The sequence below is a fragment of the Streptomyces sp. NPDC020845 genome, from assembly GCF_044334165.1.
Taxonomy (GTDB): domain Bacteria; phylum Actinomycetota; class Actinomycetes; order Streptomycetales; family Streptomycetaceae; genus Streptomyces.
Window position 1 is genome coordinate 73,366 of record NZ_JBIRSJ010000027.1, and the last position, 14,579, is coordinate 87,944.

Genomic DNA, 14,579 nt, shown 5'->3' on the forward strand with positions numbered 1-14,579 from the left:
GAATCCGCCTCGTTCGCGAGGAGGAGGGTTCAACATGTCCACTCCTTCGAGGGGACGTACAGGGTGTGTTCGCGCTCAGGGGCCCTGGGCGCGAGCCGCCGGATGCCGTACATGGGCCGGGACCTGCCCTCCGGCTCGATGCCCACGACATCGTCGCCGCGCCAGCGGGTGCGATATGTGCACCCGGCCGCGGTCTCCTCGGTCAGCGACTCGGGGACCGGGAAGGTGACGGTGATGCGCTCGCCCGCCCGGGGACGGTCGAGGCTCAGGTACCCGTCGGGCGCCCACAGGCCCGGCTCCGGTCCGCGGGCGTGGCCGGCCGGGCCGGAGGCGGGCCGTCGCGCGACGGCGAGCCGGGCGTAACCGGCCCACTCCGGCACGCGCAGCCGCAGTTCGCGGCAGTCGTGGTGGATGTGCAGATCGACCCGGCCCTCGTAGGGCAGATGGCTGAGCACATCCACCAGGCGGCTGCCGCGGTTGAGCAGCAGATTGACGCGCACCAGGTGCTCGTCGCCGGTGACGGCCACGCGCCAGCCGGTGAACAGGCCGCGCACCCCCGACCCCACACAGCACGCCTGGACATCGGCGGTGTGCCCCCGGCCGAGGACCGCGTCCGAGACGTAGTCGTTGGGTGCGCCGTACCCGGCGAAGGCGCCGCGGACCCGCTCGCCGACCCGGTGGTGGGTGAGCCAGCCCGGGATGTCGCGGGAGCGGTCGGGGGCCGAACGGACCCAGTCGACGGCGGTGAGCTGGGAGGCGGTCAGGTGGTTGCGCAGAAAGCGCTCGACGACCGTCCAGTACCCCGTGTGACCGGCCTGGGCGAGGGTGGAGCCGATGCCGATGAGATCGACCAGGGAACACGTCTCGTGCTCGAAGCGCTGTCCGGCGAGATCGCCGGGGGTCCAGCCGAAGGCGGTGCACTGCGACAGCGCCCACTCGAAGGACCGGCGGACGAACGCGGTCAGGGCGTGGTCCCCGGTGAACACCGCGTACTGCGCGATGCCGTCCAGGGTGCCAAGACGCGTATGGAAGTGGCCGCTGCGGTACGCGAGCGCCGCGTTGAACGAGCCGTCGGGCAGAAAGACCCCGCTGTGCTCGGTGATCAGCCGGGTGAACCAACCGCACAGTTCAAGCGCCTGTTCGTTGCCCGTCGCCCGGTGCCAGAGCAGCAGCGGCATGATCAGCCGCCCGCAGAACGAGGCGGGGTCCGGGGCCAGACGCAGCTGTACGGCGTGCAGCGAGGGCCAGCCTTCCGGTGTGTACTCGGAGGCCGGGTAGTACCAGACGTCGCGCTCCTTGACGGCGATCCGGTGCAGGGCCGCGACCTGCCGGTCTGCGGCCCGCCGTACGGTCTCATCGCCGCTGTCCCGGTACCAGCTGGTGAGCGCGAGCAGAGTGGCGCGCTGGTCGATGAGGCTCGCATGCGGCTCCCAGTGGCCGCGCGGATGGCGGCGCCGGTACGTCAGCCCGTCCTCGGCGAGCAGGTCCAGCAAGGTGGCCTTGTAGCGGCTCTCCGTATCGGACCACCAGGACACGCCGGTCATACGGCGGGCCAGCACGCAGGCGTCGGTCAGCCGACCGTGGCTGGAGCCGTAGTCCCAGTCACCGTGCAGCAGCACCGCGGGGTCGCAGCGCAGATCGGCGCTGAAGAAGGGGATGCCGCCGAGATCGGGATCGGCCAGGTTGACCACGGCGTTCATGGCCAGCTCGGCGCGCTCTTCCAGAAGCAGGGTCGCTGGAATGCCAGTCATGTTCCGTCTCGCCGTCTTGAGGTCGGAACGAACATGGGTGAGGGGCAACGACGGCAACGCTAGGCACGGTGCACAGGGCCGTCAAGGGTGCGGAATCCGCTGGAAGAGGCCAAAGTCTAGGCGACACAACACTGTTGACGCCCTGCACGGATCCGCTCTACCGTCGGTGCGATCGCATGGTCCGAGGTGGCATACCAGCACAGCGTTCCAAGCCTTCGGGAGCACGCATGCTCGCCTACTACGAAGACTTCTCGCCCGGCACCGGCCGCCGCGCCCCCCGGGCCCACTTCACCTCCGACGCCGGTCGGCTCAGCCTGAACGGCCACTGGCTGCTGCGCCTGTCGCCGACCGCGGACGAGGCTCCCCTGGACTTCCTCGGCCCCGAACCACCCCGGGGCGACTGGTCACAACTGCCCGTGCCCTCGCACTGGGTGCTGCACGGCCACGGCGTCCCCCGCTACACCAACACCGCCTACCCGTTTCCCATCGACCCGCCGCACGTACCGGACGACAACCCGACCGGCGACCACCGGTACACCTTCGAACTGCCCGAGGGATGGCGGACACCAGGCAGCGTGCTGCGCTTCGACGGCGTCGACTCCTGCTTCCGGGTCTGGCTCAACGGCCGGGCCCTCGGCACCTCCAAGGGCAGCCGGCTGCCCGCCGAGTTCGACGCGGGGCAAGCGCTCCGGCCCGGCCGCAACGTCCTGGCCGTACGCGTCCACCGCTGGTCCTCCGGCAGCTACCTGGAGGACCAGGACATGTGGTGGCTGCCCGGGATCTTCCGCGATGTGACCCTGCTGGAGCGGCCCGAAGGCGGCATCGACGACTTCTTCGTCCACGCCGACTACGACCACCGGTCCGGGCGCGGTCTGCTGCGCGTCGACACCGACGCCCCCGCGCTGCTGACCGTCCCCGAACTGGGCATCGCCGGACACCCGGCCGGGCCGCCGCTCACCGTGCCCGGCGTCGAGCCATGGAGCGCCGAGACGCCCCGGCGGTACGAGGGATGGCTCGCCACCGATGCCGAGCGCGTCCGGCTGCGCATCGGATTCCGTACGGTTGCCATCCGCGACGGACGGCTCACCGTCAACGGCGCGCCCGTGCTGCTGCGTGGCGTCAACCGCCACGAGCACGACCCCGACGACGGCCGGGCCCTGCCCCTCGCCACCATGCGCGAGGACCTGCTGCTGATGAAGCGGCACAACATCAACGCGGTGCGCACCGCGCACTACCCCCCGCACCCCGCCTTCCTGGACCTGTGCGACGAACTCGGGCTGTGGGTCGTCGAGGAGTGCGACATCGAGACCCACGGCTTCATCCACGCCGCCTGGCACGGCAACCCGGCCGACGACCCCCGCTGGCGGCCGATGCTGCTGGACCGCATGCGGCGCATGGTCGAGCGCGACAAGAACCACCCCAGCGTCGTCATCTGGTCGCTCGGCAACGAGAGCCACCACGGCCGCAACTTCGCCGCCCTCGCCGACTGGACCCGCACCCGCGACCCCGCGCGGCCCGTCCACTACGAACGCGACCGCACCTACCGCCACTCGGACTTCTACAGCCTCATGTACGCCCCGGTGGACGAGGTCGCCCGCATCGGACGCCACGAAGAGCAACCGCCGCCCGAGACCGCCGCCGAACCGGCCCTGGAACACCGCCGCCGCGCCCTGCCCTTCCTGCTGTGCGAGTACGCGCACGCCATGGGCAACGGGCCCGGGTCCCTCACCGACTACCAGCGCGCCCTTGAGGCCCATCCGCGCTGCGCGGGCGGCTTCGTCTGGGAGTGGATCGACCACGGCCTGCGGCGCATGACCGCCGACGGACGGACGTACTTCGGCTACGGCGGGGACTTCGGCGACACCCCGCACGGTGGCACCTTCTGCGTCGACGGCCTGGTCTTCCCCGACCGCACCCCCTCACCGGGGCTCCTCGCGTACAAGAAGGCCATCGAACCCGTCGGGATCACGGCGGATCCCGACGGCGGCCGGATCGTCATCCGCAGCCGGTACGACCTGCGCGACCTGTCGCATCTGCGGTTCATCTGGACCTTGGAGGACGAGGGGAGGGCCATCGCGGGTGGCGAGCTGGACGTCCCCCCGCTGGGCGCCCGGCAGACCACCGAGATCCCCCTGCCGGAGCTGCCCGTGCCCGAGACGCCGCGCGGTGAACTGTGGCTGACCGTACGCGCCCTGCTCGCGGCGGGCGAGCCATGGGCGCCGCCCGGCCACGAAGTCGCCTGGACCCAGGCCCCGATCCCGCACCGTGCCCCGCAGCCGGCGCCCTCCGGTCCCGGCGGACTCACCCTCACGGACCTGAACCTCGACCGGCGTACCGGGACGCTCCGGGCCATCGGCGCGCTCCGCCTGGACGGGCCGTGGCTCGACATCTGGCGTGCGCCCACCGACAACGACCGCGGCATGGGGGACAACTCCGTCGTGCGCACCTGGCGGGCCGCGGGCCTCGACCGCATGGTGGCGCGCACCGTACTGGTCGAGGAGCGGCCCGAGCGGCTGCTGGTGGAGACCCGCCTCGCCCCGGCCGGGCTCCCGCACGCCCTGCGTGTCCGTTACGTCTGGACGGCGACGGCGGACGGCCCCGGGCTGCGGCTCACCGTCCGCCTCACCCCCGAAGGCCCCTGGGACGGGCTGACGCTGCCGCGTCTGGGCGTGCGCCTCGCGCTGCCCGCCGGGCTCGACCGGGTGCGGTGGTACGGCAAGGGGCCGGGCGAGGCGTACCCGGACAGCGCGGACGCGGTGCGCGTCGGCCTGTTCACGGCGACGGTCGCCGAACTCCAGACCCCGTACGTCGTCCCGCAGGAGAACGGCCGCCGCGCCGCCGTCCGCTGGGCCGAGATCACGGATCCCGCATCCGGTGCCGGACTGCGCGTCGAAGGCGCGGGGGACACGCCGCACTTCGGGCTCACGGTCCGGCCTTGGAGCACCGAGGCCCTGGAAGCGGCCGACCACCCCACCGACCTCGCCCCGGACGGCCGTACGCACCTGCACCTCGACCACGCCCAGTACGGGCTGGGCAGCGCCTCCTGCGGACCGGGCCCCCTCCCGGAGCACCGGCTGTCCCCTGCCGAGTGCACCTTCGCCTTCGTGTTCCGAGCAGCACCCAGCGGAAAGGGAGACTCATGAGCACGGAGGAAACCCCCGCCTACCGCCCCGACTGGGGATCGCTGCGCGGCCACCGCGTCCCGGACTGGTTCCGGGACGCCAAGCTCGGCATCTGGTCGCACTGGGGCCCGCAGTCCGTCGCCCGGTCCGGCGACTGGTACGCCCGCCACCTGTACGGCCCCTACGACGGCACCGAGGAGTTCGAGCGGGAACGAACGAGCCGGCAGACCGCCGCGCACCGGAAGCGGTACGGGCACCCCTCACGGTTCGGCCACAAGGACCTGTGCGGGCTGTGGCGCGCCGAGAAGTTCGACCCCGAAGAGCTCATGGACCGCTTCCGGCGCACCGGCGCGCGCTACTTCGTCTCCATGGCGGCGCACTGCGACAACTTCGACCTGTGGGACTCCGCCCACCAGCCCTGGAACGCCGTCAACGTCGGGCCGCGCAGCGATATCGTCGCCCGCTGGGCCGCCGCGGCACGCGGCGCGGGCCTGCGCTTCGGGGTCAGCATGCACGCCGGCTCCTGGACGTGGCGCTGGCTGGACGCCGCCTTCGCCGCGGACGCCGAGGGGCCGGCGGCCGGTGTTCCGTACGACGGGCATCTCACCGCCGAGGACGGCCGGGGCCTGTGGTGGGAAGGGCTCGACCCGCGGGCCCTCTACGGCCGGCCGCGCCGCCCCGGCGAGCCGCCGGACCCGGACTTCATCGACGACTTCTACGCCCGGCTGCGCGATGTCACCACCCGCCACCGGCCCGAACTGGTCTACCTCGACGACTCACGGCTGCCCTTCGACAGCGGCAGCGTCTGCCCCGCCGCCCCGCCCAGCGAACGTGGCCTGGAATTCCTCGCCGACTACTACAACCGGGTGCCCGAGGGCGTGGTGAGCATCAAGACGGTGCCAGGACGCGACCGCGGGGCCGTGCTCCTGGACGTCGAACGCCAGCAGCTCGGCGACACCGACCCCGAGCCCTGGCAGTACGACACCAGCATCGGCGACTGGTTCTACTGCGACGGCTACCGCTACAAGACGGCGGACGAGATCGTCCATCTGCTCGTCGACACGGTCAGCAAGAACGGCTGCCTCCTGCTGAACGTGCCCCAGCTGCCCGACGGCACCCTGGACGACGCCACCGCGACCGTCCTGGACTCCCTCGGCGCGTGGGTCGAGCGCTGCGGCGAAGCCGTCTTCGGCACCCGCCCCTGGGCGAGATACGGCGAGGGGCCGACCCGCGTCACCGGTGAGCGCGCGAGGGAGTCGGCCCTCGCCTACACCGCGCGCGACATCCGCTTCACCCGGGCGCGGGACGTGCTCTACGCCTTCCTCATGGCGTGGCCGGACGACCGGACCGTGCGCATCCGCAGTCTGGGCCGGACCGCGGGGCTGCTGCCCGCCCCGCCCCGGCGGGTCACTCTGCTCGGGGCGGCCTCCGAGCCCCCGCGGTGGACCGTGCGTGATGACGCCCTGGAGGTGACCCTCCCGGCCCGGCCCCCGACGCCGTACGTCCAGGTCCTGCGGATCGACACCGGCCCGCCGGACGCCGACGAGGCCGGGCGGGCGGCGGCATGACCCGCCGCGCGCCCGGCGGTGAGGCGGCCGCCCCGCCCATCCGCGTACTCGGCCGCAGCGGCGTACCGGTCACCGCGCTGTCCTTCGGGTCCGCGGCCATCGGCCACCTGTTCACCCCGGTCGGCGACGAGCAGGCGTACGCCGCCGTGAACGCCGCGTGGGACGCGGGCATCCGCTACTTCGACACCGCGCCCCACTACGGCGCCGGCCTGGCCGAGCGCCGCCTCGGCCGGGCCCTGCGCACCCGTGCTCGCGACGGCTATGTGATCTCCACCAAGGTCGGCCGCCTGCTGGAGCCCGCGGAGCCGGGCCGGGACGGCCTCCCCGCCCACCGGCGCGTCTGGGACTTCAGCGCGGCCGGTGTCCGCCGCTCGATCGAGGACAGCCTGAACCGCCTCGGTCTCGACCGGGTCGACATCGTCTACCTCCACGACCCCGACGACCATGCCGAGCAGGCCTTCCGCGAGGGCTATCCGGAGCTGGAGCGGCTGCGCGGGGAGGGTGTGATCGGCGCGATCGGCGCCGGGATGAACCAGGCCGGAATGCTCACCCGCTTCGTCCGGGACACCGACGTCGACGCCGTGCTGTGCGCGGGCCGCTACACCCTCCTCGACCAGCGCGCCGGCGCCGCCCTGCTGCCCGCGGCGCGGGAACGCGGCACATCCGTGGTCATCGGCGGCGTCTACAACTCCGGGGTACTGGCCGACCCCCGCCCGGGGGCGATGTACGACTATGGGGCCGTCCCCCCGGACCTGCTGGACCGCGCCCGCCGTATGCGCTCCGTGGCCGAGCAGTACGGCACCACGCTGCGCGCCGCGGCCCTCGCCTTCTCGGCGGCGCCGGACCCGGTCGCGAGCGTTCTCGTCGGCGCGCGCTCAGCGGGGGAAGTCGCCGACGCGGCGGCGCAGTTCAGGGCTCCCGTGCCCGCGGACTTCTGGCGGGATCTGCGCGCGGAGGGGCTGCTGCCCCAGGACGTACTCACCCCCTGACCGACCCATTGTCGTCATGGTGGCGGACCAGATCCGGGAGAGCTGACCCGGGTCTCCTCCCGCGACCGGTGGCGGTCGGCTGGGCTGGGCGGTGGGCATGATGGTGACCTGCTGGAGGTTGGCGCGTGGCGGGAGGCTCGCGATGAAGCCGATGGTCTGCGCGATGTCCTGAGGGGTGAGCCATTCCGCCGTCTCTTTGGAGCTCTCCAGCCATGCGAGGGCTCCGTCGTCGGTGACGTGGTTCTGCAGTTCCGTGCCGACGATGCCTGGCTCGATGGCTGAGACGCGTACGTTCTTCGGTCCGTGGGTGATGTAGGCCTTGGTGGCGGAGTAGACGGCGAAGTTCGGAAAGACGCCCTGGGCCGCGATCGACGAGGTGTTGATCAGGTCGGCCACTCCGCGCTCCCCTGTGGCTTTGACGAGCTGGGGGGTGAAGGCGCCGATGGTGTTCATCAGGCCGGTGATGTTGAGGCCGATCTGGCGCTGCCACTGGTCGGTGGCCAGTTCCTCGATCGGCGCGGGGAGCATGATTGTTGAACAGCAGGTCGGCACCGCCCAGCTCGGCAGCCACCGCTCGGCTGCCGTCTGCACCGCCGTGGTGTCGGTCACGTCGACCGTCAGGGCCAGGGAGACGCCTCGCCGATGCCGCTGGAGGCGCCGGTGACGACCGCCACGCGGCCGGCACGCCGCCTCTCAGGGAGGGGGACGCGCCAAATTTGACGCTCATCGGCATTCGACGCACGTCGTACTATGACCTGAACACGCGGAAGTCGCCCCAAGGAGTCGCCATGGCCCGCCCCCGCACCTCTTCACGGACGGTGGAGCACCCTGCCATGGCGGAGGTCTCGCTGCAGCAGGTGCTGGACGCCCTGGTGGATCCGGTGCGGCGCGCCGTGGTGTCCCAACTGGCCCGCGCCGACGAGGGCATCAGCTGCGGCACCTTCGATGTGTCGGTGTCCCGGTCCACGCTGACGCACCACTTCAATGTGTTGCGGGAGGCGGGAGTGATCCGGCAGTACTACGTCGGGACGACGAAGATGAACACGCTCCGCACGGACGACATGGAAGAGCGATTCCCGGGCCTGCTGTCGGCGCTGGTGGCCGCATCCGCTCCGGAGGCGGGCGTCTCCGCCCGCTAGGCATCCGGTCGCAGTCGCTTCCGGCCAGTCGCTGTGCAAAGCATTGACACGATTCAACTCTGACGCGACAGTGAACGTCGCTGCCTCCGGGCGTCACAAGTGTCCACCGTTGTCGTGTAGCACTCACATGGGTGTGCGAGCGTGAGCCGCAGTGTGCCCAGTAGTTGAATCGTTTCATGTCTCGGATATGTGCAGCCCCTGCCCTGCTCTTGCCAAGCCCTCCTCACCCGGGAGACGCATGTGATCAGCAGAAGGAACCTCCTCGGCACCGCCACCGCTGCGGGCCCCGCCCTCACCGGCCTGACCGCCCTCGCGGCAACCACCGGGAAAGCCGAGGCAGCCGAGCCCGGATACGGTGGGCTCCGGGTCGAGAAGACCACCGTGGAGTACGCCGACCGTCCGCTCGGTCTGGACACCCCGCATCCTCGCCTCAGTTGGCAGCTCGGCTCGGACCGGCGCAACCAAGCGCAGAGCGCGTACCAGGTGCGCGTCGCGACCTCCCCAAGCCGGATCGGCGCCCCGGACGTCTGGGACAGCGGCAAGGTGAGCTCCCGTCAGTCCGTTCTGGTCCCGTACGACGGCCCGAAGCTGCGCGCCCGGACCCGTTACCACTGGGCCGTCCGGGTCTGGGACGGCCAGGGCAAGCCCTCGCCCTGGAGCGAGCCCACGTGGTGGGAGACCGGGCTGGGCACCGAGGACCAGGGGGCGGCGAAGTGGGTCGCCGCGCCGGACACGGTGACCCGCGGTCCCGACCTGGCCAAGGCCGACTGGGTCTGGTACCCCGAGGGCGACCCGGCCTCCAGCGCGCCCGCCGGGACCCGGTACTTCCGGGGCTCCCTCGATGTGTCCGGAAGTGTGCGGCTCTCCCGTCTGGCGCTGGTCGCCGACGACGGCTTCACCGCGTGGGTCAACGGCACCGCGATCGGGGGGCGCGCTCCCGTCCAGGAGAACTGGCGCCATCCGGTGGTCGTCGATGTCACCGATCTGCTCCGCGAAGGGGCCAACGCCATCGCCGTCGCCGCGGTCAACGCCTCGTCGAGCCCCGCCGGACTGCTGGGCGTCCTGGAGCTGACCGATGCGGACGGTGTCCGTTCCCTCACCACCTCCGCCGCCTGGAAGGCCACCGACGCGGAGCCGTCCGGTGACTGGCACCTGCCCGGATACGACGACGGCGGCTGGCCTGCCGCCAAGGTGCTCGCCCCGTGGGGCGGCGGGCCGTGGGGCAGGGTGCGGGCGGCGCAGCGGCCCGCCCTGGTGCGCCGCGACTTCCGGCTCGCCGCGAAGCCCGTCGCGCGGGCGCGGCTGTACTCGACGGCGCTCGGGTTGTACGAGGCCGAGATCAACGGCCACCGCGTCGGCCGGGACCAGCTCGCCCCCGGCTGGACCGACTACCGCAAGCGCGTCCAGTACCAGACGTACGACGTCACCGATCTGCTCCGGCGCGGTGCCAACGCCATCGGCGTGATCCTCGCGTCCGGCTGGTACTCCGGCAGCGTCGCCTGGCTCGGGCAGGAGCAGTACGGCGAGCGGCCCGCCCTGCGGGCGGAGCTCGAGGTCACGTACGCCGACGGCAGCACCGACCGCATCACCACCGACGCGGACTGGCGCTGCGCCACGGGCCCGATCCTGGCGGCCGACCTGATGGCCGGAGAGGAGTACGACGCCCGGCTGGAAGTGGCCGGCTGGTCCTCTGCCGCGTTCGACGACGCCGTCTGGAAATCCGTCGACGTCGTGCCGGCCGACACCACATCCGCCGTTTCCGTGGTGGCCCAGGCGGATGCCCCGATCCGGGTGGCGAGGGAGCTGGCCGCCGTCCGCGTCACCGAGCCCAAGCCCGGTGTGTACGTCTTCGACCTGGGCCAGAACATGGTGGGCTCGGTGCGGCTGCGGGTCCGTGGCGAGGCCGGGCGGACCGTGCGGCTGCGCCACGCCGAGGTCCTGGACAAGGACGGCATGCTCTACACCGCCAATCTGCGCACCGCCCAGGCGACCGACTCGTACACCCTGAAGGGCTCGGGGACGGAGACGTTCGAACCGCGCTTCACCTTCCACGGTTTCCGCTATGTCGAGGTCACCGGCTACCCCGGTACTCCGGACGCAAAGGCCGTCACCGGACGCGTCATGCACACCGGAGCCCCCTTCACCATGTCGTTCACGACCGATGTGCCGATGCTCAACCAGCTGCACCGCAACATCACCTGGGGTCAGCGGGGCAACTTCCTGTCCATCCCCACCGACACTCCGGCCCGCGACGAACGGCTCGGGTGGACGGGGGACATCAACGTCTTCTCCGCCACCGCCGCCTACACCATGGAATCCGCGCGCTTCCTCGCCAAGTGGCTCCGAGACATGCGCGACGGGCAGTCCGACGCCGGCGCGTTCCCCGATGTCGCGCCCCGCATCGGCAACCTCGGCGAGGGCACGGCCGGCTGGGGCGACGCCGGCGTCACCGTGCCATGGAACCTCTACCAGGCATACGGGGACCGGCAGGTACTGGCGGACAACTTCCCCGCGATGCGCGCCTGGATCACCTATCTGGAGCAGCACAGCAGCGGGTATCTGCGGCCCGCTGAAGGATACGGCGACTGGCTCAACGTGGACGACGAGACCCCCAAGGACGTCATCGCCACCGCCTACTTCGCGCACAGCACCCAGCTGGTCGCCAAGGCCGCCCGGGTGCTGGGTCACGACCCCGCGCCGTACGACACGCTGGCCGCGAAGATCCGCGAGGCGTTCAACCGGGCGTATGTGTCCGCCGACGGCACCATCAAGGGCAACACCCAGACGGCCTACGTCCTGGCGCTGTCCATGGACCTGCTGCCGGACGGCGCGCGAACACCCGCCGCCGACCGGCTCGTCGAGCTGATCCGAAGCAAGGACCGGCATCTGTCCACCGGCTTCCTCGGCACCCCGCGCCTGCTGCCCACGCTCACCGCCACCGGCCACACCGACGTCGCCTACCAACTGCTGGAACAGCGGACGTTCCCCTCCTGGGGATACCAGATCGACCGGGGCTCGACGACGATGTGGGAACGCTGGGACTCCCTCAGACCCGACGGGAGCTTCCAGGATCCGGGTATGAACTCGTTCAACCACTACGCCTACGGCTCGGTCGGCGAGTGGATGTACCAGAACATCACCGGCATCGGCATCGGCGAGCCCGGCTTCCGCGGCATCGTCATCCGGCCCCGCCCAGGCGGTGACGTACACGAGGCGAACGGGCGCTACGACTCTCTCTACGGCCCGATCACCACACGGTGGACACGGGCGAATGACGGCGCGTTCACCCTGGACGTGTCCGTGCCGGTCAATACGACCGCCGAGGTATGGCTGCCCGCCGCCACCTCCCGCGCCGCGTCCCGGATCAGCCACGCCGGGGCGACCTTCCTGCGCCTCGACGATGGCTGCGCCGTCTACGGCGTGGGCTCCGGCTCGTATCGCTTCACCGCCCCCTGAGATGGCGCTCGCCCGGGCCGAGGACGGCGGCCCGGGCGAGCGCCACCTCCGAGAGCAGGCCGACGATCCTCATTCCAGTCCTCCTCGTTTGACGAGCTGAGCCGCGATCACATTGCGCTGGATCTCGTTGGTGCCCTCACCGACGATCATCAGGGGTGCGTCGCGGAAGTAACGCTCCACGTCGAACTCGGTGGAGTAGCCGTAACCACCGTGGATACGGACGGCGTTGAGCGCGATCTGCATGGCGGTCTCGGAGGCGAACAGCTTCGCCATGCCCGCCTCCATGTCCACGCGCCGGCCCGCATCGGCCTCGCGCGCCGCGTACAGGGTGAGCTGGCGCGCCGCGGCCAGCGAGGTGGCCATGTCGGCGAGGTAGTTGCCGATCGACTGGTGTTTCCAGATCGGTGTGCCGAACGACTCGCGCTCCTGCGCGTAGGCCAGCGCGTCCTCGAACGCCGCCCGGCCGACCCCGAGCGCACGGGCGGCGACCTGGAGCCTGCCGGTCTCCAGCCCCTTCATCATCTGGGCGAACCCCTTGCCCTCGACACCGCCCAGCACGGCGTCGGCCGGTGCCCGGTAGCCGTCGAAGGACAGCTCACAGCTCTCCACGCCCTTGTAGCCGAGCTTGGGCAGATCGCGGGAGACCGTCAGACCGGGCCCGTGCTCGGCCAGCAGGATGGAGATGCCCTGGTGCGCGGGGGGGGCATCGGGGTCGGTTTTGCACAGCAGGGCGATGAGCCGGGAGCGGCGGGAGTTGGTGATCCAGGTCTTCGAACCGCTGACCACATAGCCATCCGCCTCCCTGCGGGCGACGGTGCGCATGGCCTGCAGATCGGAGCCGCCGCCCGGCTCGGTGAGCGCCATGGTGGCGCGGATCTCGCCGGTGGCCATCTTCGGCAGATAGTGGTGCTTCTGCTCCTCGGTGCCGAAGTGCAGCAGCAGCCTGGCGACGACGGTGTGGCCGCCCATCGCGCCCGCCAGGCTCATCCAGCCGCGGGCGAGTTCTTCGGTGATCAGGACGTAGCAGGGGGTGGAGACGGGGGTGCCGCCGTACTCCTCGGGGACGGCGAGCCCGAAGATGCCGAGCCGTTTCATCCGCTCGATCAGCGCCTCGGGGTAGGTGTTGGCGTGTTCGAGGACCTGGACGACCGGTTTGACGTCCCTGTCGACGAAGTCGCGCACCGTACTGACGATGAACTGCTCGTCCTCGGACAGGATATCGAGGGTGCTCATGCTGTGAGGCTCCTGGAAGACGGGGTGTGTGCGGGCGGGCGGTTCAGATGACGCCCTCGGCCCGGAGGGTGTCGATATCGGCGGCGCAGTGTCCCAGTCCGGCGAGGATGGCGTCGGTGTGCTCGCCGACGGCCGGGACCGCGTCCATACGAGGGGTGACCCCGGCGAGGTCCACGGGTGGCAGCAGCGCGGGCACCACGGCACCCGGGATGCGTACGTCGCGCCAGCGGCCCCGGGCGTCCAGTACGGGATGGTCGAGGAACTGCTCGACGCTGTTCACCCCCGCGTTGGCGATGCCCGCCGCGTCCAGCAGTTCCATCGCCTCCCCGCTCGCCAGGGCGCGGAACCGCTCGGCCACGATCGCGTCGAGCTCCTGGCGATGGGCCACCCGGGCCGGTCCGGTGGCGAACCGAGGGTCGTCCACCAGCTCCGGGCGGTCCAGGAACCGCTCGCACAGCGCGGTCCACTCCCGCTCGTTCTGGACGGAGAAGAGGACTTCCCTGCCGTCGGCGGCCGGATAGGCGCCGTACGGGGCGATGGTGGCGTGCCGGGTGCCGAGCCGTGGCGGCTGGGTGCCGCCGTGGCGGGTGTAGTACGCGGGCTGGCTCAGCCACTCGGCCAGCGCCTCGAACAGGGACACCTCCACGGGACGGGCGACACCGCTGGTCGCGCGGGTGAAGAGCGCGGTGAGGATCCCCGAGTACGCGTACATCCCGGCCGCGATGTCTGCGATCGACACCCCCACCCGGGCCGAGCCCCTTTCGTTGCCGGTGAGCGAGACCAGACCGGTCTGGCACTGCACCAGCAGGTCGTACGCCTTCCGGTCGGCCCATGGCCCGCTGGTGCCGTAGCCGGAGATGGTGCACGGGATGAGGGCGGGGTGGCGCTCGGTGAGGGCGTCCGCGCCCAGGCCCAGCCGGGTGGCCGCGCCCGGCGCGAGGTTCTGCACGAACACATCGGCCTCACCCAGCAGCCGCTCCAGGATGTCCCGGCCGCGCGCCGACTTCAGGTCCAGGGTCAGGGATTCCTTCGACCGGTTGAGCCATACGAAGTAGCTGGACTCGCCGTGCACCGTGGTGTCGTACCGGCGGGCGAAGTCGCCCCCGCCCGGGCGCTCCACCTTGATGACCCGGGCGCCGAGGTCGGCCAGCTGGCGGGTGGCGAACGGGGCCGCCACCGCCTGCTCGACGCTGACGACGGTGATGCCGGAGAGCGGCGGCTCGGTCATGGGCGACCTCCAGACAACTGACTGACCAGGACTTGTCATCATGGACACTCATGATGTTGTTCGTGAAATAGCAATCCGTGATGCAGTCATGCC

At 71.4% G+C, this 14,579-nt stretch carries 9 protein-coding genes; 5 read left to right on the forward strand and 4 right to left on the reverse strand.

Annotated features, from left to right (window positions below; all coding sequences use genetic code 11):
* Positions 1-29: 29 nt before the first annotated feature.
* Positions 30-1,751 (reverse strand): hypothetical protein, encoded by a 1,722-nt coding sequence (locus ACH4U7_RS48180; protein ID WP_398534089.1) that lies wholly within the window; start codon positions 1,749-1,751, stop codon positions 30-32.
* A 227-nt stretch (positions 1,752-1,978) separates the two neighbouring features.
* Here ACH4U7_RS48180 and ACH4U7_RS48185 point away from each other — a divergent pair, with 227 nt between their 5' ends.
* The 3 genes from ACH4U7_RS48185 to ACH4U7_RS48195 are packed head-to-tail and all read left to right on the forward strand — an operon-like array spanning position 1,979 to position 7,430.
* On the forward strand, positions 1,979-4,894 hold the full coding sequence (locus tag ACH4U7_RS48185; RefSeq protein WP_398534090.1) for a glycoside hydrolase family 2 TIM barrel-domain containing protein: 2,916 nt from the start codon (positions 1,979-1,981) through the stop codon (positions 4,892-4,894).
* The gene (locus ACH4U7_RS48190) at positions 4,891-6,441 is read left to right on the forward strand and encodes an alpha-L-fucosidase (RefSeq protein WP_398534091.1); all 1,551 of its coding nucleotides are present in this window, start codon (positions 4,891-4,893) and stop codon (positions 6,439-6,441) included. The genes ACH4U7_RS48185 and ACH4U7_RS48190 overlap by 4 nt, the downstream gene beginning before the upstream one ends.
* Positions 6,438-7,430 (forward strand): aldo/keto reductase, encoded by a 993-nt coding sequence (locus tag ACH4U7_RS48195; protein WP_398534092.1) that lies wholly within the window; start codon positions 6,438-6,440, stop codon positions 7,428-7,430. Before ACH4U7_RS48190 ends, ACH4U7_RS48195 begins: the two co-directional genes overlap by 4 nt.
* Here ACH4U7_RS48195 and ACH4U7_RS48200 read toward each other — a convergent pair.
* On the reverse strand, positions 7,317-8,039 hold the full coding sequence (locus tag ACH4U7_RS48200) for an SDR family oxidoreductase (protein ID WP_398534093.1): 723 nt from the start codon (positions 8,037-8,039) through the stop codon (positions 7,317-7,319). The two genes, ACH4U7_RS48195 and ACH4U7_RS48200, sit on opposite strands and share 114 nt — an antisense overlap.
* Positions 8,040-8,218: 179 nt before the next feature.
* Here ACH4U7_RS48200 and ACH4U7_RS48205 point away from each other — a divergent pair, with 179 nt between their 5' ends.
* Together ACH4U7_RS48205 and ACH4U7_RS48210 are read left to right on the forward strand one after the other, a co-directional pair.
* Positions 8,219-8,569, forward strand: a complete 351-nt coding sequence (locus ACH4U7_RS48205; RefSeq protein ID WP_398534094.1) for an ArsR/SmtB family transcription factor — start codon at positions 8,219-8,221, stop codon at positions 8,567-8,569.
* A gap of 240 nt (positions 8,570-8,809) precedes the next feature.
* Positions 8,810-12,025, forward strand: coding sequence for an alpha-L-rhamnosidase (locus ACH4U7_RS48210; protein ID WP_398534095.1), 3,216 nt, complete (start codon positions 8,810-8,812; stop codon positions 12,023-12,025).
* Between the two features lie 69 nt (positions 12,026-12,094).
* Here the strand turns inward: ACH4U7_RS48210 and ACH4U7_RS48215 are convergent, their stop codons facing one another.
* Together ACH4U7_RS48215 and ACH4U7_RS48220 are read right to left on the reverse strand one after the other, a co-directional pair.
* On the reverse strand, positions 12,095-13,258 hold the full coding sequence (locus tag ACH4U7_RS48215; RefSeq protein WP_398534096.1) for an acyl-CoA dehydrogenase family protein: 1,164 nt from the start codon (positions 13,256-13,258) through the stop codon (positions 12,095-12,097).
* 43 nt (positions 13,259-13,301) lie between these two features.
* A complete protein-coding gene (locus tag ACH4U7_RS48220; protein ID WP_398534097.1) occupies positions 13,302-14,486 on the reverse strand; it encodes a CaiB/BaiF CoA transferase family protein in 1,185 nt (394 codons plus the stop codon).
* Positions 14,487-14,579: the final 93 nt, after the last annotated feature.

Bases quoted from the DNA above. Each gene is read 5' to 3' on its own strand.
- ACH4U7_RS48220 (WP_398534097.1), bottom strand. From the start codon at position 14,486: ATGACCGAGCCGCCGCTCTCCGGCATCACCGTCGTCAGCGTCGAGCAG.
- ACH4U7_RS48180 (WP_398534089.1), bottom strand. From the start codon at position 1,751: ATGACTGGCATTCCAGCGACCCTGCTTCTGGAAGAGCGCGCCGAGCTG.
- ACH4U7_RS48185 (WP_398534090.1), top strand. From the start codon at position 1,979: ATGCTCGCCTACTACGAAGACTTCTCGCCCGGCACCGGCCGCCGCGCC.
- ACH4U7_RS48195 (WP_398534092.1), top strand. From the start codon at position 6,438: ATGACCCGCCGCGCGCCCGGCGGTGAGGCGGCCGCCCCGCCCATCCGC.
- ACH4U7_RS48190 (WP_398534091.1), top strand. From the start codon at position 4,891: ATGAGCACGGAGGAAACCCCCGCCTACCGCCCCGACTGGGGATCGCTG.
- ACH4U7_RS48205 (WP_398534094.1), top strand. From the start codon at position 8,219: ATGGCCCGCCCCCGCACCTCTTCACGGACGGTGGAGCACCCTGCCATG.
- ACH4U7_RS48215 (WP_398534096.1), bottom strand. From the start codon at position 13,258: ATGAGCACCCTCGATATCCTGTCCGAGGACGAGCAGTTCATCGTCAGT.